Below are 18,905 nucleotides of genomic sequence, written 5' to 3' on the forward strand. Positions count from 1 at the left end.
AAAACCCCCCCCCTCCCCCCCCCCCCCCCCCCCCCCCCCCCCCTCCCTACGCCCTTCGTGTGCTCCCCCCCTCCCCCCCCCCCCCGTCCTCCCCCCCCCCCCCCCCCCCCCCCCCCCGGGGGGGGCGGCCGGATGTGTCAGTGGGGCAGGCAGCCGAACCAGTCCACGCTGTCGTCGCGGGTGGTGTAGCCCAGGCACCTGATGGTTCTGTCATGCGTGGTCTCCGTCCGGCCGATCCCTCCGTCCAGATAGTCCGTCCTGTAGTGGGGCTCCACGAGGGTGTCGATCTCGACGGTGTACCAGCGGCGCTCGTCGTCCGGCAGGCTGCAGCCGTGGGCGGTCATGTTGCGGCTGGGGTCGCCGCCGGTCCACACGGGCCGTACGGCGCGGTCGCAGTACGCACGGTGTGCGCCGCCGGCCGCGCCGGCCGCGCCGACGCCGGTGCCGATCAGGGCCGTGGCGCCCGTGGCCACCGCCGCGGTGGCACCGAGCAGGCGCTTCAGAGTGGGGTTCACCGATTGTCCTCCTGCCAGCTGTGGTGACGGCCGGGAGTCGCCAGGTCACCTTGGAGTGATGGTCACCCCGATCGGGGATGTCCGGCTCGGCGGCCGGAGGCGCACTCCCCCGACCCGGTGACGTCGTCATGCCGATGCAGCAGCCGGCGGCCGGACCCCCACCCGTACGGCCCGGGGCCCGGAACATCCCCGGCGCACGGATCGCTGTACCCGGCATGAGCGAATACCGCATCGAACACGACTCGATGGGCGAGGTCCGGGTCCCGGCCCATGCCAAGTGGCGGGCGCAGACGCAGCGCGCCGTGGAGAACTTCCCGGTCTCCGGGCAACGCATCGAGCGGGCCCACATCGAGGCGCTGGCCCGGATCAAGGCGGCGGCGGCGAAGGTCAACGCCGAGCTGGGCGTGCTGGACAAGGAGGTCGCGGAGGCGATCCAGGAGGCGGCCGGCGAGGTCGCCGCGGGGAAGTGGGACGAGCACTTCCCGGTGGACGTGTTCCAGACGGGCTCGGGGACCTCGTCCAACATGAACACCAACGAGGTCATCGCCACCCTCGCCACCGAGCGGCTGGGCCGGAACGTGCACCCCAACGACCACGTCAACGCCTCGCAGTCGTCCAACGACGTCTTCCCTTCCTCGATCCACATCGCGGCCACCGCGGCCGTCACCCACGACCTGATCCCGGCCCTGGAGCACCTCGCCGCCTCCCTGGAGCGCAAGTCCGGGGAGTTCGCGGACGTGGTGAAGTCGGGGCGCACCCACCTGATGGACGCCACCCCGGTGACGCTGGGGCAGGAGTTCGGCGGGTACGCGGCCCAGGTGCGGTACGGCGTCGAGCGGCTGAAGGCCTCCCTGCCGCGGCTGGCCGAGCTGCCGCTGGGCGGCACCGCGGTCGGCACCGGCATCAACACCCCGCCCGGGTTCTCCGCCGCTGTCATCGAGGAGGTCGCCCGGGCCACCGGGCTGCCGTTCACCGAGGCCCGCGACCACTTCGAGGCGCAGGGCGCCCGGGACGGCGTCGTGGAGACCAGCGGGCAGCTGCGGACCATCGCGGTCGGCCTGACGAAGATCGCCAACGATCTGCGCTGGATGTCCTCCGGGCCGCGCACCGGCCTCGCCGAGATCCGGCTGCCCGACCTGCAGCCCGGCTCCTCCATCATGCCGGGCAAGGTCAACCCGGTGGTCCCCGAGGCCGTGCTGATGGTGGCCGCGCAGGTCATCGGCAACGACGCAACGATCACCACCGCCGGAGCCGCCGGCAACTTCGAACTGAACGTCATGCTCCCGGTCATCGCCAAGAACGTCCTGGAGTCCGTCCGGCTGCTCGCCAATGTCGCGCGGCTGCTGGCCGACCGGACCGTCGACGGCATCACCGCCGACCGCGAACGCACCCGCGAGTACGCCGAGTCGTCGCCTTCCGTGGTGACCCCGCTGAACAAGTACATCGGTTACGAGGAGGCCGCGAAGGTCGCCAAGAAGTCCCTCGCCGAGCGGAAGACGATCCGTGAAGTCGTCCTGGAGAGCGGGTACGTGGAGCGCGGCGACCTGACGCTGGAGCAGCTCGACGAGGCGCTGGATGTCCTGCGGATGACGCGCCCGTAACCGGCGGCGCACCTTTCCGGCCACCGCCGGACCACCGTGACGTGCACCGCAGCGTCGTATGCCCGTGGCACCTAATATCTGTGCATGACGGACGACGGAGCGATGACACGAGTGACGGCGGGACCTGCGGCGTACTGGACCCCGGGCACGCAGATCCTGTGGCGCTACCGGGAGAACGGCGGCGAGCACTTCCACATCGCCCGGCCCGTCACCGTCGTACGCGACGACGCGGAGCTGCTGGCGGTGTGGCTCGCCCCCGGCACCGAGTGCGTGAAGCCGGTGCTGGCCGACGGCACGCCCGTGCACCTGGAACCGCTGGAGTCCCGCTACACCAAGCCGCGCACGGTCCAGCGGGACCGCTGGTTCGGCACCGGCGTGCTGAAGGTGGCCCAGCCCGGCCGGCCCTGGTCGGTGTGGCTGTTCTGGGAGCCGGGCTGGCGGTTCAAGAACTGGTACGTCAATCTGGAGCAGCCGCTGGCCCGTTGGGCGGGCGGGGTGGACTCCGAGGACCACTTCCTGGACATCTCGGTGCAGCCGGACCGCAGTTGGCACTGGCGGGACGAGGACGAGTTCGCGCAGGCCCAGCGGGACGGGCTGATGGACGCGGCGACCGCCGAGCGGGTGCGGGCGGCCGGACGGGAGGCGGTGGAGGTGATCCGCGCGTGGGGTGCCCCGTTCGCGGACGGCTGGCCGCAGTGGCGCCCGGACCCGTCCTGGACGGTACCTTCTCTCCCCGAGGACTGGGACCGCACGCCCGCGCACCTGTCCTCATGAGACTCTTGATGCGCCCCAGGGCAAGAAACGTAGGATCGTCCTCCGCAAGGGCACACCAAGGCAACTTCCGGGGCATGCGCCGGGCTTGACCGATCGTCACCGAGGGGCGGCAGGACGTGAACGAGGGGTACCAGGGCACGACCACGAAGGCCGACCCCACGGGAATTCCGTTCCCGGGGCACGTATTGCGGGTATCGGCATGTCGGCGGGACCAACTGCGCGCCCGGCCCACCCGGCGCTCAGCCCCGGACGGATGGATGCGACACGCGTGACGGAGCAGCCCACCTCCTTCGAACGCCCGCAGCCGGGCGTGGACCCCGCGGAGGCCCGCGGGGCGCTCCTGCGTACCCAGAAACAGGCCGCGCAAGCGCTCGGCACCCCCGCCTTACCCGCGCAGGCCCGGGCCGACGGACCGTCCTCCGGCCCCGTCACGGCCACGCCCTGCGGCAAGGGAACGGACGGCAACGGGAAGGAGCTACCCGTCAACGGCCCCGAGCACTCCCAGCCCGCCGGCACCGAACCCGACGCCCACCGCCCGCGCCCCGCGCCGGAGGCCATCCCGGCCCAGCCCGGCGCCGAGCAGGAGCGGGCGCCGGGCGGCCAGGAGCGCCGTACCGGGCGGGGACTGCCGCCCGGGCGGCCGATGCCCATGCGGCGCGACGGGGACCGGCTGAGGTTCGTGGGCGCGGCCACCCGGCGGATCGCCCGCGGGCTCGACCTGGACGAGATCGTGATGGGGCTGTGCCGGGCCACCGTGCCGACCTTCTCCGACGCGATCCTGGTCTATCTGCGCGAACCGCTGCCGGTCGGCGACGAGCGGCCGAGCGGTCCGGTGGTACTGCGGCTGCGCCGCACCGACCGGATACCCCAGGAGCGGGACACCGACGGTGTGCTGCTGCCGCCGGCGTTCGAACCGGAACCGGAGCCGTCCGTGCTGGCGGACCTGTCGTCGCTCACCACCGAACTGTGCGAGGTCCGGCCAGGCGGCGCGCTGAACGAGGTGCTGCGCGGGGTGCGGCCGGTGTTCGCCGACGCGCCCGCCGCCCGGGCCGCCCTGCCCGAGCTGCTCGGCGAGGGCGGCGAGGCGGTCGTACCGGGCGGGCAGCGCGCGATCCTCGCGCCGCTGCGCGGCCGGCGCCGGGTGATCGGCGCGGCCCTGTTCCTGCGCCGCCCGGACCGGCTCGCGTTCGAGGCGGACGATCTGCTGGTGGCCGCCCAGCTGGCCACGCACAGCGCGCTCGGCATCGACAAGGCGGTGCTGTACGGCCGCGAGGCGTACATCGCCGACGAGCTGCAGCGCACCATGCTGCCCGAGACCCTGCCCCGCCCGACCGGCGTCCGGCTGGCCTCCCGCTATCTGCCGGCGGCCGAGACCGCGCGGGTCGGCGGCGACTGGTACGACGCGATCCCGCTGCCCGGCAGCCGGGTCGCGCTGGTCGTCGGCGATGTGATGGGCCACTCGATGACCTCGGCGGCCATCATGGGCCAGCTGCGCACGACGGCCCAGACGCTGGCCGGCCTCGACCTGCCGCCCCAGGAGGTGCTGCACCACCTGGACGAACAGGCCCAGCGCCTGGGCACGGACCGCATGGCGACCTGCCTGTACGCGGTCTACGACCCGGTGACGCACCGCATCACGATCGCCAACGCCGGCCATCCGCCGCCCGTGCTGCTGCACCTGGGCGGCCGGGCGGAGGTGCTGCGGGTGCCGCCGGGCGCGCCGATCGGCGTCGGCGGGGTCGACTTCGAGGCGGTCGAGCTGGACGCGCCCGCCGGCGGCACGCTGCTGCTGTACACCGACGGTCTGGTGGAGTCCCGGCTGCGGGACGTGTGGACCGGCATAGAGCAGCTGCGGGAGAAGCTGGCCGCGACCGCGCAGCTGACCGGCCCGGACCATCCGCCGCCGCTGGAAGCGCTGTGCGACGAGGTGCTGGACATGCTCGGCCCGGGCGACCGGGACGACGACATCGCCCTGCTCGCCGCCCGGTTCGACGGGATCGCGCCGAGCGATGTCGCCTACTGGACGCTGGAGCCGGAGGACTCCGCCCCGGGCCAGGCCCGCCGGATGGCCCGGCAGGCGCTCGCCCGCTGGGACCTGGAGGATCTGACGGACTCGGTGGAGCTGCTGGTCAGCGAGGTCGTGACGAACGCCGTACGGTACGCGTCCCGGCCGGTGACGCTGCGGCTGCTGCGGACGGACGTGCTGCGCTGCGAGGTCGGCGACGACGTGCCGCAGCTGCCGCGGCTCAGGCAGGCGCGGGCCACGGACGAGGGCGGGCGCGGCCTGTACCTGGTCAACAAGCTGGCCCGGCGCTGGGGCGCGACCCGGCTGAGCACCGGCAAGGTGGTGTGGTTCGAGCTGAACCGGGGCTGACGGCCCCCTGTGACGCGCGAAGGGCGCCCGGAGCACCGGCTCCGGGCGCCCTTCGTCGTGTGCGCCTACGGGGTGAGGTCACCGTCGGGGTCGAGCGGGTCCTCGGTGGCGGGCTCCGTCGGCGGCCCGGTGGTCGGGGTCTGCGTCGGTGTCCGGGTGGGCGTCTGGGACGGCGTCTGCGACGGGGTCCGCGACGGCGACTGGGACGGCGACTGGGACGTGGGGGGCGCGCTGCTCGGTGTCTGCGACGGCGTCCGGGTCGGGGTCTGCGTGAACGTCGGCGTCTCGGTCGGCTCGACGGCGGCGCCCTGTGTGGTGTTCAGGTCGAACTCGGCCTTGTCGGCGACGCCGAAGGTGTACGCGGCCCAGATCTTCGCCGGGTAGCCGCCACCGTTGATCCGGCCGGGCGGCGGGAGCAGGCCGGTCGCGCCCTTCATGGACACGTGGGCCTTGGTCTTCGGGTCCTCGCCGAACAGGCCGACGGAGGTGACCAGGGTCGGCGTGTAGCCGGTGAACCAGGCCGACCTGTTCTCGTCGGAGGTACCGGTCTTGCCCGCCACCTGCTGGCCGCCGCGCAGCGGGTTCTTCGCCACGGACTCACTGGCCGTACCGTCGTCCACCACGCCGGTGAGCACCGAGGTGACCGTGTCGGCGGCCGTACGGCTGATCACCGAGCCGCCGACCGGGTTCGGCACCTCCACCGAACGGCCCTTGTTCTCCGCCGACTTCAGGATGCTCGGGGTGACCTTGTAGCCGTGGTTGGCGAAGGTGGCGTAGATGCCGGCCATCTCCAGGGGGCTGGCGCCCATGGAGCCGAGGGTCTGGGCGGGCACCGCCTGCATGCCCTTGGTGTCCATGCCGAGCTCGTTCGCCGTGCTCATGACCTTGTCCATCCCGACGTCCACGCCCATCTGCGCGAAGACGGAGTTGACGGACTTGTTCATGGCCTCCTGGACGGTGATGTCGTCGTAGCTGATGTTGTCCTCGTTCGGCGGGGCGAAGCCGACCTTGGTGCCGTGGTCCACGACCGGGCGGCGGCTGGTGCCGTCGTAGAGGGTGCTCGCCGTGATGGGCTTGCCGTCCTGCGTGGTGGCGTTCTGCTCCAGGGCGGCGGCGAGGATCACCGGCTTGAAGGTGGAGGCGGGCTGGTAGTCCCGGCGGGTGGCGTTGTCGAAGTAGTGCCGGTAGTAGTCCTGGCCGCCGTAGAGCGCGACGACCCTGCCCGTCTTGGGGTCGACGGAGACGGCGCCGGCCTGGATGTCGCCGTCGACCTTGCGCTTCTTCTCGTCGAGCTTGCTGGTCAGCTGGGACTTGACGGCCTTCTCCAGCGCGGCCTGCTTCTTCCGGTCGATGTTGAGGGTGATGGTCCAGCCCTTGTCGACCACGGCGTTCTCCGCCTGGGACTGGGTCAGGCCCTCCTGCGCCATGAGCCGCTGCTCCAGCTGCTGGTTGGCGAGTTCGACCAGGTAGCCCTTCTGCCCGCCGAGGCCGGGGGCGCCCTTGGGCTCCTTGATCTTCGGGAAGTGCAGGGCGTCGCGCTTCGCCTTGGGCAGCCAGCCCTCCTCGACCATGTTGTTCAGGACGTAGTTCCAGCGCTCGGTGACCAGCCGCTTGCCGTTGTCGGTGGCGACCGCCCAGTCGTACTGGCTCGGCGCCTGGAGCAGGGCGGCGAGGTAGGCGCCCTGCTCGACCTTGAGGTCCTCGGCGTCGACTCCGAAGTAGGCCTGGGCGGCGGCCTGGATGCCGTAGGCGTTGCGGCCGTAGTAGCTGGTGTTGATGTAGCCGGCGAGGATGTCGTCCTTGGACTTCTCGCGGTCCACCTTCAACGAGATGACCAGCTCCTTCAGCTTGCGCGTGACGGTCTGGTCCTGGTTGAGGTAGTAGTTCTTGACGTACTGCTGGGTGATCGTGGAGCCGCCCTGCTTGCCCTTGCCGGACAGCGTGTTGATCACGCCGCGGGCGGTTCCGCGGAAGTCGACGCCGGAGTCGTGGTAGAAGCTCTTGTTCTCGGCGGCGACGAAGGTCAGCTGGACCTTGCGAGGGACCTTGGACAGGTCGACGATCTCGCGGTTGACCTCGCCCTTGCGGGCCAGAATCGTTCCGTCACTGAACTTGTAGACGTTGCTCTGCTGCTGGGCGGCGGCGTTGCCCTCGGGAATGTCCACGTAGAGGTAGAGGCCGATGAAGCCCAGGATGCCCAGCAGGCACACCCCGAAGAACGTCCCGAGGATCTTCTTCCAGGTGAACATCCGGCGTATGAGGCTCTTGGCGGGCTTGCCGCCCGCCGTGGGTGCGGGACGGCGGCGCTTGGGCGCCGCGCGGCGGCCACCGCGCTGTCGCGCTCGTCTCTCTTCCGCTCGTCCCATCGGTCCCTACGCTCGCTTCCGTCTCGGGGTCAGCTCCGAAAACTAACACCGCTCTATATGACAAAGGGCGCCCGATCCGTTCTTTTACGGACGTGACAATCAGCACCCGCCCCACCGGAACCGACGGCTGGCAGTGGTCCAGGGTTGCTCGATGCCTTAAAGTGATATCACTTAGCTAGAACCAAGCTAGGTACCACGAGAACGGGGGGTCACCCATGTCCGACATACCCGAGATGCCCGCTCCGCGCGTGCGGGAGTTCACCGCCCACAGCATCGGCGGCGGACTCGCCCTGCTGCTCGGCCTGATCGGGCTCGGCGCCTCGGTCGCGCTGTTCGCGGCCTCCGGGGCGGCCCCCTCCCCTGGCGCCGAGGGCGGACTCATCGCCGCCGGTGTCGTCGTCCTGCTCGCGTCCCTGATCGGGATGCGCGGTCTGAACACGGTCGCGCCGGGCGAGGCCCGGGTCGTGCAGCTCTTCGGCCGCTACCGGGGCACGATCCGGCAGGACGGCCTGCGCTGGGTGAACCCCCTGACCTCGCGGACCCGGATCTCCACCCGGGTACGCAACCACGAGACCGCCGTCCTGAAGGTCAACGACGCCTACGGCAACCCGATCGAGCTGGCCGCGGTCGTGGTGTGGAAGGTCCGGGACACCGCGCAGGCCACCTTCGAGGTGGACGACTTCGCCGAGTTCGTCGCCACGCAGACCGAGACGGCCGTGCGGCACATCGCGATCGAGTACCCCTACGACGCCCACGAGGAGGACGGCCTGTCGCTGCGCGGCAACGCCGAGGAAATCACCGAGAAGCTGGCCACGGAACTCCAGGTGCGGGTGGAGGCGGCCGGTGTGCAGATCGTCGAGTCGCGCTTCACGCACCTCGCGTACGCTCCCGAGATCGCCTCGGCGATGCTCCAGCGCCAGCAGGCGGGAGCGGTCGTCGCGGCCCGGCGGCAGATCGTGGACGGCGCCGTGGGAATGGTCGAGGCGGCGCTGGCCCGGATCGCGGAGGCGGACATCGTGGACCTGGACGAGGAACGGAAGGCGGCGATGGTGTCGAACCTGATGGTGGTGCTGTGCGGGGACCGCGCCCCGCAGCCGGTCCTCAACACCGGGACCCTCTACCAGTGACCGAGCCTTCTCAGGCGCCCAAGCGCCGGCCGCAGCAGCGCAAGCAGGTGCTGCTGCGGCTGGACCCGGCGGTGTACGAGGCGCTGGCCCGCTGGGCCGGGGACGAGCTGCGGTCGGCGAACGCGCAGATCGAGTTCCTGCTGCGCAAGGCGCTGGCGGAGGCGGGGCGGCTGCCGAAGGACACGGGACCGTTGCCGCGGCGGGGCCGGCCGCCTGTGTCAGAACCGTGACAATCGGCCCCGACCTGCGGGGCCGTACCAGCAGCCATGCTCTGCACACTCCGCGTATACATCTCGCGTATACACCGTGTGTAGAGTGCTGCCATGTCCATCGGTCACACCCTCCTAGGGCTCCTGGAGTCCGGCCCGCGCCACGGCTACGACCTCAAGCGGGCCTTCGACGAGAAGTTCGGTCACGACCGGCCGCTGCACTACGGCCAGGTCTACTCCACGATGTCCCGGCTGCTGAAGCACGGCCTCGTGGAAGTCGACGGGATCGAGGCGGGCGACGGCCCCGAGCGCAAGCGGTACGCCATCACCGACGCCGGCATCACCGACGTCGAACGCTGGCTCGCCACCCCGGAGAAGCCCGAGGAGTACCTCCAGTCGACCCTCTACACCAAGGTCGTCCTCGCGCTCCTCACCCACCGCGACGCGTCCGACATCCTCGACACGCAGCGCGCCGAACACCTGCGCAGCATGCGGATCCTGACCGACCGCAAGCGCAAGGGCGACCTCGCGGACCAGCTGATCTGCGACCACGCCCTGTTCCACCTGGAGGCGGACCTGCGCTGGCTGGAGCTGACCGCCGCGCGCCTCGACAAGCTCCGTGAGGCGGTGGCCCGATGACTCCTCCCCCCGGCTCCCTGCTCACCGCCGAGAACCTGCGCAAGTCCTACGGCCCCACGGTCGCGCTCGACGGCGCCGAGTTCTCCATCCACCCCGGCGAGGTCGTCGCCGTCATGGGCCCCTCCGGCTCCGGCAAGTCGACACTGCTGCACTGCCTCGCCGGCATCGTGCCGCCCGACTCCGGCTCCATCACCTACGCCGGCCGGGAACTGGCCGGCATGAACGACGCCGAGCGCAGCGCGCTGCGCCGCAGCGAGTTCGGCTTCGTCTTCCAGTTCGGCCAGCTGGTCCCGGAGCTGACCTGCGTGGAGAACGTGGCGCTGCCGCTCCGGCTGGGCGGCCGCCCCCGCAAGGAGGCCGAGCGGACCGCGCTGACCTGGATGGAGCGACTGGAGGTGGACGACCTCAAGGGCAAGCGGCCCGGCGAGGTCTCCGGCGGCCAGGGCCAGCGGGTCGCGGTGGCGCGGGCGCTGGTCACCGGGCCCCGGGTGGTGTTCGCCGACGAGCCGACCGGCGCGCTCGACTCCCTCAACGGCGAACGCGTGATGGAGCTGCTGACCGACGCGGCCCGCTCCACCAACGCGGCCGTCGTCCTCGTCACCCACGAGGCCCGGGTGGCCGCCTACTCCGACCGGGAGATCGTCGTACGCGACGGCAGGTCCCGCGACATGGAGCGGGCCATATGAAGGTCAGGCAGTGGTCCCGGGACCTGGCCCTCGGCATCCGGTTCGCCTTCACCGGCGGGCGCGAGGGCTGGGTCCGGATGGTGCTCACGGCGGTCGGCGTCGGCCTGGGCGTGGCGCTGCTGCTGCTCACGACCGCGCTGCCGAACGTGCTGGCGGCGCGGGACGAGCGGGGCGCGGCACGGCAGGACCTCACCTACGGCGCGTCCGTGCCGCCCAAGGGCGAGAACACCGTGCTGGTCGGCATGGCCGACAGCAAGTGGCACGACAAGGACATCCGCGGCCGGCTGCTCCAGCCCGAGGGCGCGCGGGCGCCGCTGCCACCCGGCGTCGACCACTTCCCGAAGAAGGGCGAGATGGTGGTCTCGCCCGCGCTGAGGGAACTGCTCACCTCGGACGGGGCGAAGCTGCTGCGGGAGCGGCTCCCGGACCGGATCACCGGCACGATCGGCGAGACCGGGCTGATCGGCTCGCAGGAGCTGGCCTACTACGCGGGCGCCGACACCCTGGTGGCGACGAAGAACAGCTCGCGCGTGGTGCGGCTGACCGCGTTCGGCGATCCGCACCCGACGACCGAGCGGGCCGACCCGGTGCTCATCCTGATGACGCTGGTGGTGTTCGTGGCCCTGCTGACGCCGGTCGCCGTGTTCATCGCCGCGGCCGTACGGTTCGGCGGCGAGCGGCGCGACCGCCGGCTGGCCGCGCTGCGCCTGGTGGGCTCCGACAGCGGCATGACCCGCCGGATCGCGGCCGGCGAGGCGCTGGCCGGGGCGCTGCTCGGACTGGCCGTCGGTACGGTCTTCTTCCTGATCGGGCGGCAGGTGGCGGGCTCGGTGGAGGTGCTGGGCGAGAGCGTCTTCCCGAGCTATCTGGACCCCTCCCCCGCGCTGGCCGTGCTGGTCGCGGTGGCGGTTCCGGCCGCCGCGGTGCTGGTGACGCTGCTCGCGATGCGCGGGGTGGTGGTGGAACCGCTCGGCGTGGTGCGTACGGCCAAGCAGGCCCGGCGGCGCCTGTGGTGGCGGCTGCTGCTGCCGCTGGGGGGCCTCGCGTTGCTGTACCCGATGATCGGCGACGGCCGCGCCCACGGCGACTTCAACCAGTACCTGGTCATCGGCGGTGTGCTGCTGCTCCTCATCGGCGTCACCGCGCTGCTGCCCTGGCTGGTCGAGGCGGTCGTCGCCCGGCTCGGCGGGGGCGGCCTCTCCTGGCAACTGGCCGTACGCCGACTCCAGTTGAGCAGCGGCACGGCGGCCCGCCTGGTCAACGGCATCGCGGTGGCGGTGGCCGGGGCGATCGCGCTGCAGATGCTGTTCGCGGGCGTGGAGAGCCAGTACACCCAGGACACCGGCCGGGACCCGCAGCGGGCCTCGATGGAGATCGACCTGTCGGACCGGTCCCGGGTGGCGGTGGCGGCCCGCGAGTTCGCCCGCACCAAGGGCGTACGGTCGTCGGTGGCGATCTCCACCGGCGGGCTCGGCGACAAGCGGCGCGACCCCGGGACCACCGCGGGCATCACCGTCGGCGACTGCACCGCGCTGCGCGAACTGGCCCACCTGCCGTCCTGCCGGGACGGTGACGTGTTCCTCCTGCCCGGCAAGGACGACGACGCCGCCCTGCGGGCCTTCGAGCGGCCGGGCCGGCACGGCTTCGTGGACGCGACGTACTCGCAGGACGAGCCCGGGCGCGAGATCCCCTGGACGGTCCCGGCCGGCCTGCGGAAGGTGACCGCCCGTGCGGACGCGCTCCAGAACGGAACCTCGGGTCTGCTGCTCACCCCGTCCGCGCTGCCCGCCGAGGCCTGGCCGACCCTGTACCACCAGGTGTACATCCGCCTCGACCTGTCGGTGCCGGACGCGGACGAATACGTGCGCACCACGGCCGCGCGGGTGGACCGCCTCGCCAACGCCTGGCACTGGAGCATGACCCAGCAGTCCGCGAAGTACACCTCCCTGCGCACCGGCCTGTCCATCGGCGCGGTCTGTGTGCTGGTGCTGATCGGGGCGAGCCTGCTGGTCTCCCAGCTGGAGCAGCTGCGCGAGCGGCGCAAGCTGCTGTCGTCGCTGGTCGCCTTCGGCACCCGGCGCCGCACGCTGGGCCTGTCGGTGCTGTGGCAGACGGCGGTGCCGATCGCACTCGGCCTGCTGCTGGCCATGGCGGTGGGCCTGACCCTCGGCGCGGTACTGCTGAAGATGACGGACACCGCGGTGTCCGTCGACTGGGCGAGCGTCCTCGCCCTGACCGGCGCCGGCGCGGCGGTGGTCCTCACGGTCACCCTGCTGAGCCTGCCGCCCCTGCTCCGGCTGATGCGACCGGAGGGGCTGCGGACGGAGTAGGCCGCTGAGGCCTCCGAAGGGGCGCGGGGCCGTGCTTGAGGGGCGGATCCGCCGCGCGGGCGCGACCAGCCACGATGCACCCGCACCCGACGGACGGCAGCTCCGGTGCGGGCTCTCAGCCGAGAACCCGCACCGGCAACGCCCGCAGCGCTTCCCTCAACGCTCCCGCCAGCTCCTCGTACTCCGCGGCCCGTGCCGCGCCCGCGCGCATCGCGAAGGCGACCCGGCGGCTGGGGGCGGGGTCGGCGAAGTAGCCGGTGAGCAGCTGGCTGCTGCGGGCGGTCTCCAGCTTCAGCGCCGTACGCGGCAGCAGCGTGCAGCCGAGACCCCCGGCCACCAGCTGGACCAGGGTCGACAGGCCGGCGGCGGTCGTGGTGACCGGCGCGTCCTCGCGGCCGGCCTCCCGGCAGATGTCCAGGGCCTGGTCGCGCAGGCAGTGGCCCTCGTCCAGGAGCAGCAGGTTCAGTTCCTTGAGCGCCTCGCGCGGGATGCCCTCCCGGCCGCCGAGCCAGTGGTCGAGCGGGGTGACGAGCACGAAGTCCTCGTCGAAGAGCGGGAGTTCCACCACTCCGGGCACACCGAGCGGTACGGCCAGCAGCAGCAGGTCGAGCCGGCCGGAGTTCAGGCCGTCGATCAGGCTGGCGGTCTGCTCCTCGTGCACCTGGAGGTCGAGGTGCGGGTAGCGCTCGTGGACGAGCCGCAGTACGGCCGGCAGCAGATAGGGCGCCACGGTGGGGATCACGCCGAGGCGCAGGACGCCCGTGAAGGGCGCCCGGACCGCCTCGGCCTCCTCCATCAGTGCCCCGACCGCGTCCAGCACCGCCTTGGCGCGTACGGCCAGCCGCTCCCCCGCGGGCGAGAGCAGCACCTTGCGGGTCGTACGCTCGAGGAGGGTCACGCCGAGGGTCTCCTCCAGCGCCGAGACCGCGCCGGACAGGGCGGGCTGGCTCATCCCGATGGCCGCCGCCGCGTCGCGGAAGTGCAGGTGCTCGGCCACGGCGGCGAAGGCGCGCAGCTGGGACAGGCTCGGCTGCCTCCGCTTGCCGTTACTCATGGTCACTGATAGCTCCCTCCGATCAACACGACCGAGTGTAGCTATTTCCCTAATCAATCCACCCTGTGCCAACATCGACAGCGTCCAACCCATGGGAAAGATCCTCAAAAGGGGTCTTTCTTCGCTGCAAGGAGAGCGTGTGCTCACTGTCGGTGACAAGTTCCCCGAGTTCGATCTGACCGCCTGCGTCTCGCTGGAGAAGGGCAAGGAGTTCGAGCAGCTCAACCACAAGTCCTACGAGGGCAAGTGGCTCGTGGTCTTCGCCTGGCCCAAGGACTTCACGTTCGTGTGCCCGACCGAGATCGCCGCGTTCGGGAAGCTGAACGACGAGTTCGCCGACCGCGACGCCCAGATCCTCGGCTTCTCCGGCGACTCCGAGTTCGTCCACCACGCCTGGCGCAAGGACCACCCGGACCTGACCGACCTGCCGTTCCCGATGATGGCGGACCCGAAGCACGAGCTGATGCGTGACCTCGGCATCGAGGGCGAGGACGGCTACGCCCAGCGTGCCGTCTTCATCGTGGACCCGAACCACGAGATCCAGTTCACGATGGTCACCGCCGGTTCCGTGGGCCGTAACCCCAAGGAGGTCCTGCGGGTCCTCGACGCCCTGCAGACCGACGAGCTGTGCCCCTGCAACTGGACCAAGGGCGAGCAGACTCTCGACCCGGTCGCGCTGCTGGCTGGTGAGTGACCCGTGTCGCTCGACTCCCTGAAGTCCCGCATCCCGGACTACGCCAAGGACCTGAAGCTCAACCTGGGCTCGGTCATCGGCAACTCGGAGCTGCCGGCGCAGCAGCTGTGGGGCACGGTGCTGGCGACCGCCATCGCCTCCCGTTCCCCGATCGTGCTGCGTGAGCTGGAGCCGGAGGCGAAGGCGAACCTCTCGCCGGAGGCGTACCAGGCCGCCAAGTCGGCCGCCGCCGTCATGGCGATGAACAACGTCTTCTACCGCACCCGGCACCTGCTGTCCGACCACGAGTACGGCACCCTGCGCGCGGGCCTGCGGATGAACGTCATCGGCAACCCGGGCGTGGAGAAGGTCGACTTCGAGCTGTGGTCGTTCGCGGTCTCCGCGATCAACGGCTGTGGCATGTGCCTGGACTCGCACGAGCAGGTGCTGCGCAAGGCCGGCGTCGAGCGCGAGACCGTCCAGGAGGCCTTCAAGATCGCCTCCGTGGTGCAGGCCGTCGGCGTCACCCTGGACGCCGAGGCCGTGCTGGCTGAGTAAGCCGTGCGACGAGGACCCCGCTCACCCCTGGTGGGCGGGGTCTTCCGCGTCTTCTCCCACCGGTTCGTCGGACGCCTGCCGCTGGACCTCCTGCGAGTACTGCCGCAGATAGCCCACCACCGTGTTTGTCACCGCCACCAGCGGTACGGCCACCACCGCGCCGCCGATGCCGGCCACCATGCCGCCGGCGGCCACGGTCAGCACGACCGCGAGCGGGTGGACGCGGACCGCGCGGCCGAGGATGAACGGCTGCAGGACGTGCCCCTCGATCTGCTGGACCGCGAGGACCACGGCGAGGGTCATGACCGCGGTGAACACACCCTGCGTCACCAGGGCCACGATCACCGCCAGCGCGCCGGAGGCGACGGCGCCGACCAGCGGGATGAACGAGAACAGGAAGATGAAGACGGCCAGCGGGACGGCCATCGGCACGTCAAGGAAGTAGATGCCGATGCCGATGAAGATGGCGTCGATGAGGGCGACCAGCACCGTCCCGCGGACGTAGGCGGTCAGCGTGCGCCACGCGCGCGGGCCGGCACCGGCCACGCCCGGGCGGGCCGCGGACGGCACCAGCTTCAGGAACCACTCCCAGATCCGCTTGCCGTCGTAGAGCAGGAACAGCGTCGAGAAGAACACCAGCAGGAGGCCGGTGAGCCCCTCGATGATGACCTGAACGCCTTCCAGGCCCGCGGAGGTGATCTGGTCGGTGTTGGCGCCGATCGCCTCGCGGAGGTTCTTGGCGATCTGGTTGATCTGCTTGTCGGTGACGTGGAACGGGCTCTTCAGCAGCCAGTCGCGCAGGTCGTCGATGCCGGACTGGATCTGGCTGGAGAGCGTGTCGATGTTCTCCATGACCTGCCAGGTCACGAACCAGCCCATCAGGCCGATGACGACGAAGCCGCTGATGGCGGTGAGCGCGGTGGCCGGTCCGCGCGGCACCCCGCGCCGGGTGAGCCGGGCGACCGTCGGCTGGAGCAGCGCGGTGACCAGCAGGGCGATGACGAAGGCGAACACCACCAGCTGGACCGCGCTGATGACCCGCATCAGCACCCAGACCGTGCCGGCCAGCACCAGCACCCGCCAGCCGGCCTCGGCGGCGACCCGGACACCCCAGGGCACGGCCTCGGCCGGATCGGGACGGGGGCCGCGCGGCGCCGCGGACCGACGGGCGGGCGCGTCCTCGTCGGCGGGTGAATCGGCGGGTTCCGTGCCGGCGGGTGCGGTGCCGGCGGAGGCGGTGGGCTCGGCGGGGTCGGCCTGCTCCTTCTCCACCTCGGCGCGGCGCTCGTCCAGGCGCTCGCTCATCTCGGTGAGACCGGCTCCCAGCCGGCCGAGCCACCCTGGCACTCGCGACATCATCCGTCCTCTTCCCCCGCGTCCCCGGGTGCTCGCCACCACTCCCCCCGGGAGTCGTCCGGATACGACCGTACAGGGCGAAAGCCCCTCTCCTGAGGACGGGGAGGGGCTGCGCGAGGTGGAGAAGAGCCGGCCGGATCCGGCGCGGCGCCTAGTACCAGTGGTTGGCCTGCCAGAAGGACCAGGCCTCGCACGGGCTGCCGTAGCGCTCGTTCATGTAGTTGAGGCCCCACTTGATCTGCGTGGCCGGGTTGGTCTGCCAGTCGGCACCGGCGGAGGCCATCTTGGAGCCGGGCAGGGCCTGGAAGAGACCGTAGGCACCGGAGGAGGCGTTCACCGCGCGGTAGTTCCAGCTGGACTCGTGGTCCACGATGTTGCTAAAGCACTGGTACTGGCCGCCGGCCACCATCTGACGCGCCATCGCCTGGATCTGCGCCACGGTGTAGCTGCTCTGGGTCGGGAAGCTGGAGGAGTCACGGACGTCGGTCCCGCGGCTGGCCGCGGCCTTCGCCTCGGCACGCTCCTTGGCCGCCTCCTTGGCCGCCTTCTCCGCGGCCGCCTTCTTCGCGATCGCGGTATCGGCCGCCGCCTTGCGCGCGGCTTCCTCGGCGTCCTTCTTGGCGCTCGCGTCCGCGGCGATGGCCTGCGCGTCGGCCTGCTGCGTCAGGGACGCGGCCTGCACCTGCGCCTGCTGACCCGCGGGTATGTCCGCGAGGAGCGTGGTGTCGGCTGCCGTCGCCTCGGCGTCGTTGGTCTGCGCGGTGCTGCCCGAGGCAACGCCGACGACGCTTCCGACAGCGGTGACCGCGGTGGCCGAGGCCACTGCGAATCCCCGGACCGAAATCCGGCTCACACGGTTTCCTTCCAGCATCGCCCGCTTCGGTGACCCTGGCGGACGCAATCGTGCCCCTGACACTGGCCTCCCAACTGCGGGGTCACGGGAGGCACGGGCCCGGTGGGCAACTCCCCCTCAGGGAGCGCCGCGTGGTGCGCGGGCGGCATACGACGAACTCTATGGAGTTGGTGGTGCTTCCAGTGGCGCTGTACCGCTGGGGGTACAGCTGTGTCGTATGCGGGGCCTGACAGGAGTGAGACTCTGCCGTAACCGGACGCCGCGTGGCAATTCTGTGTTGCGTGTGAAAGCTCACATCCCGTTTGGCCCCGGGGATTTCAGGAAAGCTCCACGCGCCAAGGCGCCGCCCGGCTAGGCTCTTGGCCTTTGCCGGACGGCGCCAACTGCTGGGCGAGGCAGGTCAGATGTGGCCGTCCTCCAGCATTTCGGTCACAAGTGCGGCAATCTGGGACCTCTCGGACCGAGTCAGCGTGACATGGGCGAAGAGGGGATGTCCCTTCAGCTTCTCCACGACGGCGACGACTCCGTCATAACGGCCTACGCGCAGATTGTCCCGCTGTGCCACGTCATGGGTGAGGACGACCCGCGAGTTGGCGCCGATCCGGGACAGAACGGTCAGCAGGACGTTCTTCTCCAGGGACTGCGCCTCGTCCACGATCACGAACGCGTCGTGCAGCGAGCGGCCGCGGATGTGGGTGAGCGGGAGCACCTCCAGCATCCCGCGCGCGGTGACCTCCTCGATGACCTCGCGGCTGGTGACCGCCGAGAGGGTGTCGAAGACGGCCTGCGCCCACGGGCTCATCTTCTCCGCCTCGCTGCCCGGCAGATAGCCCAGCTCCTGCCCGCCGACGGCGTACAGCGGCCGGAAGACCATCACCTTCTGGTGCTGGCGGCGCTCCAGGACCGCCTCCAGGCCCGCGCACAGCGCCAGCGCCGACTTGCCGGTGCCGGCCCGGCCGCCCATCGAGACGATGCCGACGTCCGGGTCGAGCAGCAGGTCGAGCGCGATGCGCTGCTCGGCGCTGCGGCCCTTGATGCCGAACGCCTCCCGGTCGCCGCGCACGAGGCGGACGTTGCCCTCGGCGGTGACCCGGCCGAGTGCCTTGCCGCGCTCGGACTGGATGGTCAGACCGGTGTGCACGGGGAGGCCGGCCGCCTCCGGGACGTACACGTGTCCTTCCTCGAAGAGGACGTCCACCTGCTCGCCCGGCAGGGTCAGTTCGGTCATCCCGGTCCAGCCGGAGTTCTCCGTGATGGCGAGTTCGGCCCGGTACTCCTCGGCGAGGAGGCCGACCGAGGACGCCTTGATCCTGAGCGGCAGGTCCTTCGACACGACGGTGACGTCGAACCCCTCGGCCTGCAGGTTGCGGGCCACCGCGAGGATGCGCGAGTCGTTGTCCCCCAGGCGGTAGCCGGTGGGCAGCACGCTGGGGTCCGAGTGGTTGAGCTCGACACGGATCGTGCCGCCGAGGTCCCCGATCGGGATGGGGGCGTCGAGACGGCCGTACCGGACCCGGTAGTCGTCCAGCAGGCGCAGGGCCTGCCGGGCGAAGTACCCGAGTTCGGGATGGTGCCGCTTGGCCTCCAGCTCCGTCACCACCACGATGGGGAGCACGACCTCGTGCTCCTCGAAGCGCGTCAGGGCGTTCGGGTCGGCCAGCAGGACGCTGGTGTCGAGAACATACGTGCGCCGGTCGGGCTTGTGGCGCTTTGTGCTGGTCACCACGGAAGGACGTACCCCCTCGGATGAGGTCGGGGAGCGACGAAGTGATGCTGGACCGGTGTCTGGC

At 71.3% G+C, this 18,905-nt stretch carries 16 protein-coding genes; 10 read left to right on the forward strand and 6 right to left on the reverse strand.

Translation table 11 applies throughout. The features are described from left to right. Window positions 1-137: 137 nt before the first annotated feature. Window positions 138-515 carry a hypothetical protein gene (locus ACZ4U1_RS28505; protein WP_467907004.1) on the reverse strand — a complete coding sequence of 126 codons (378 nt, stop codon included), beginning with the start codon at window positions 513-515 and terminating at the stop codon, window positions 138-140. Between the two features lie 215 nt (window positions 516-730). Here ACZ4U1_RS28505 and ACZ4U1_RS28510 point away from each other — a divergent pair, with 215 nt between their 5' ends. The 3 genes from ACZ4U1_RS28510 (at window position 731) to ACZ4U1_RS28520 (ending at window position 5,264) form a co-directional block, all read left to right on the forward strand. Continuing rightward, a complete protein-coding gene (locus ACZ4U1_RS28510) occupies window positions 731-2,116 on the forward strand; it encodes a class II fumarate hydratase (RefSeq protein WP_467907005.1) in 1,386 nt (461 codons plus the stop codon). Window positions 2,117-2,200: 84 nt separating this feature from the next. Further along, a complete protein-coding gene (gene fomD / locus ACZ4U1_RS28515) occupies window positions 2,201-2,890 on the forward strand; it encodes a cytidylyl-2-hydroxypropylphosphonate hydrolase (RefSeq protein WP_467907006.1) in 690 nt (229 codons plus the stop codon). Between the two features lie 268 nt (window positions 2,891-3,158). After that, window positions 3,159-5,264, forward strand: a complete 2,106-nt coding sequence (locus ACZ4U1_RS28520) for an ATP-binding SpoIIE family protein phosphatase (RefSeq protein ID WP_467907007.1) — start codon at window positions 3,159-3,161, stop codon at window positions 5,262-5,264. A 65-nt stretch (window positions 5,265-5,329) separates the two neighbouring features. On the opposite strand, the gene ACZ4U1_RS28525 is transcribed toward ACZ4U1_RS28520, so the two are convergent. After that, entirely contained in the window at window positions 5,330-7,630 is a 2,301-nt protein-coding gene (locus ACZ4U1_RS28525; protein ID WP_467907008.1) for a transglycosylase domain-containing protein, read from the reverse strand. A gap of 215 nt (window positions 7,631-7,845) precedes the next feature. Here ACZ4U1_RS28525 and ACZ4U1_RS28530 point away from each other — a divergent pair, with 215 nt between their 5' ends. From ACZ4U1_RS28530 to ACZ4U1_RS28550, 5 genes are all read left to right on the forward strand, one after another. After that, entirely contained in the window at window positions 7,846-8,757 is a 912-nt protein-coding gene (locus ACZ4U1_RS28530; RefSeq protein WP_467907009.1) for an SPFH domain-containing protein, read from the forward strand. After that, window positions 8,754-8,987: a type II toxin-antitoxin system antitoxin gene (locus tag ACZ4U1_RS28535; RefSeq protein ID WP_361699611.1), complete on the forward strand. Its 234-nt coding sequence runs from the start codon at window positions 8,754-8,756 to the stop codon at window positions 8,985-8,987. Before ACZ4U1_RS28530 ends, ACZ4U1_RS28535 begins: the two co-directional genes overlap by 4 nt. A 93-nt stretch (window positions 8,988-9,080) precedes the next feature. Beyond that, window positions 9,081-9,605, forward strand: a complete 525-nt coding sequence (locus ACZ4U1_RS28540; protein ID WP_467907010.1) for a PadR family transcriptional regulator — start codon at window positions 9,081-9,083, stop codon at window positions 9,603-9,605. Next, window positions 9,602-10,291, forward strand: a complete 690-nt coding sequence (locus ACZ4U1_RS28545; RefSeq protein ID WP_467907011.1) for an ABC transporter ATP-binding protein — start codon at window positions 9,602-9,604, stop codon at window positions 10,289-10,291. Before ACZ4U1_RS28540 ends, ACZ4U1_RS28545 begins: the two co-directional genes overlap by 4 nt. Then, the gene (locus ACZ4U1_RS28550) at window positions 10,288-12,621 is read left to right on the forward strand and encodes an ABC transporter permease (protein WP_467907012.1); all 2,334 of its coding nucleotides are present in this window, start codon (window positions 10,288-10,290) and stop codon (window positions 12,619-12,621) included. Before ACZ4U1_RS28545 ends, ACZ4U1_RS28550 begins: the two co-directional genes overlap by 4 nt. A gap of 115 nt (window positions 12,622-12,736) precedes the next feature. Here ACZ4U1_RS28550 and ACZ4U1_RS28555 read toward each other — a convergent pair whose 3' ends face one another. Beyond that, window positions 12,737-13,675, reverse strand: coding sequence for a LysR substrate-binding domain-containing protein (locus ACZ4U1_RS28555; protein ID WP_467907013.1), 939 nt, complete (start codon window positions 13,673-13,675; stop codon window positions 12,737-12,739). 139 nt (window positions 13,676-13,814) lie between these two features. Here ACZ4U1_RS28555 and ACZ4U1_RS28560 point away from each other — a divergent pair, with 139 nt between their 5' ends. Both ACZ4U1_RS28560 and ACZ4U1_RS28565 read left to right on the forward strand, forming a co-directional pair. Beyond that, window positions 13,815-14,369 carry a peroxiredoxin gene (locus ACZ4U1_RS28560; protein WP_189301906.1) on the forward strand — a complete coding sequence of 185 codons (555 nt, stop codon included), beginning with the start codon at window positions 13,815-13,817 and terminating at the stop codon, window positions 14,367-14,369. A 3-nt stretch (window positions 14,370-14,372) separates the two neighbouring features. Continuing rightward, window positions 14,373-14,906 carry an alkyl hydroperoxide reductase gene (locus ACZ4U1_RS28565; RefSeq protein ID WP_351798515.1) on the forward strand — a complete coding sequence of 178 codons (534 nt, stop codon included), beginning with the start codon at window positions 14,373-14,375 and terminating at the stop codon, window positions 14,904-14,906. Between the two features lie 21 nt (window positions 14,907-14,927). On the opposite strand, the gene ACZ4U1_RS28570 is transcribed toward ACZ4U1_RS28565, so the two are convergent. The 3 genes from ACZ4U1_RS28570 to ACZ4U1_RS28580 form a co-directional block, all read right to left on the reverse strand. After that, window positions 14,928-16,262 (reverse strand): AI-2E family transporter, encoded by a 1,335-nt coding sequence (locus ACZ4U1_RS28570; RefSeq protein WP_467907014.1) that lies wholly within the window; start codon window positions 16,260-16,262, stop codon window positions 14,928-14,930. Window positions 16,263-16,413: 151 nt separating this feature from the next. Then, the gene (locus ACZ4U1_RS28575) at window positions 16,414-17,115 is read right to left on the reverse strand and encodes an aggregation-promoting factor C-terminal-like domain-containing protein (protein ID WP_467907015.1); all 702 of its coding nucleotides are present in this window, start codon (window positions 17,113-17,115) and stop codon (window positions 16,414-16,416) included. Between the two features lie 400 nt (window positions 17,116-17,515). Continuing rightward, on the reverse strand, window positions 17,516-18,841 hold the full coding sequence (locus ACZ4U1_RS28580) for a PhoH family protein (protein WP_467907016.1): 1,326 nt from the start codon (window positions 18,839-18,841) through the stop codon (window positions 17,516-17,518). Window positions 18,842-18,905 lie beyond the last annotated feature (64 nt).

It is taken from the genome of Streptomyces sp. NPDC028928 (genome assembly GCF_055564915.1).

Excerpts from the sequence above, each read along its gene's own strand:
- ACZ4U1_RS28510 (WP_467907005.1), top strand. The coding sequence starts at position 731 with ATGAGCGAATACCGCATCGAACACGACTCGATGGGCGAGGTCCGGGTC.
- fomD (WP_467907006.1), top strand. The coding sequence starts at position 2,201 with ATGACGGACGACGGAGCGATGACACGAGTGACGGCGGGACCTGCGGCG.
- ACZ4U1_RS28525 (WP_467907008.1), bottom strand. The coding sequence starts at position 7,630 with ATGGGACGAGCGGAAGAGAGACGAGCGCGACAGCGCGGTGGCCGCCGC.
- ACZ4U1_RS28530 (WP_467907009.1), top strand. The coding sequence starts at position 7,846 with ATGTCCGACATACCCGAGATGCCCGCTCCGCGCGTGCGGGAGTTCACC.
- ACZ4U1_RS28540 (WP_467907010.1), top strand. The coding sequence starts at position 9,081 with ATGTCCATCGGTCACACCCTCCTAGGGCTCCTGGAGTCCGGCCCGCGC.
- ACZ4U1_RS28545 (WP_467907011.1), top strand. The coding sequence starts at position 9,602 with ATGACTCCTCCCCCCGGCTCCCTGCTCACCGCCGAGAACCTGCGCAAG.
- ACZ4U1_RS28550 (WP_467907012.1), top strand. The coding sequence starts at position 10,288 with ATGAAGGTCAGGCAGTGGTCCCGGGACCTGGCCCTCGGCATCCGGTTC.
- ACZ4U1_RS28555 (WP_467907013.1), bottom strand. The coding sequence starts at position 13,675 with ATGAGTAACGGCAAGCGGAGGCAGCCGAGCCTGTCCCAGCTGCGCGCC.
- ACZ4U1_RS28570 (WP_467907014.1), bottom strand. The coding sequence starts at position 16,262 with ATGTCGCGAGTGCCAGGGTGGCTCGGCCGGCTGGGAGCCGGTCTCACC.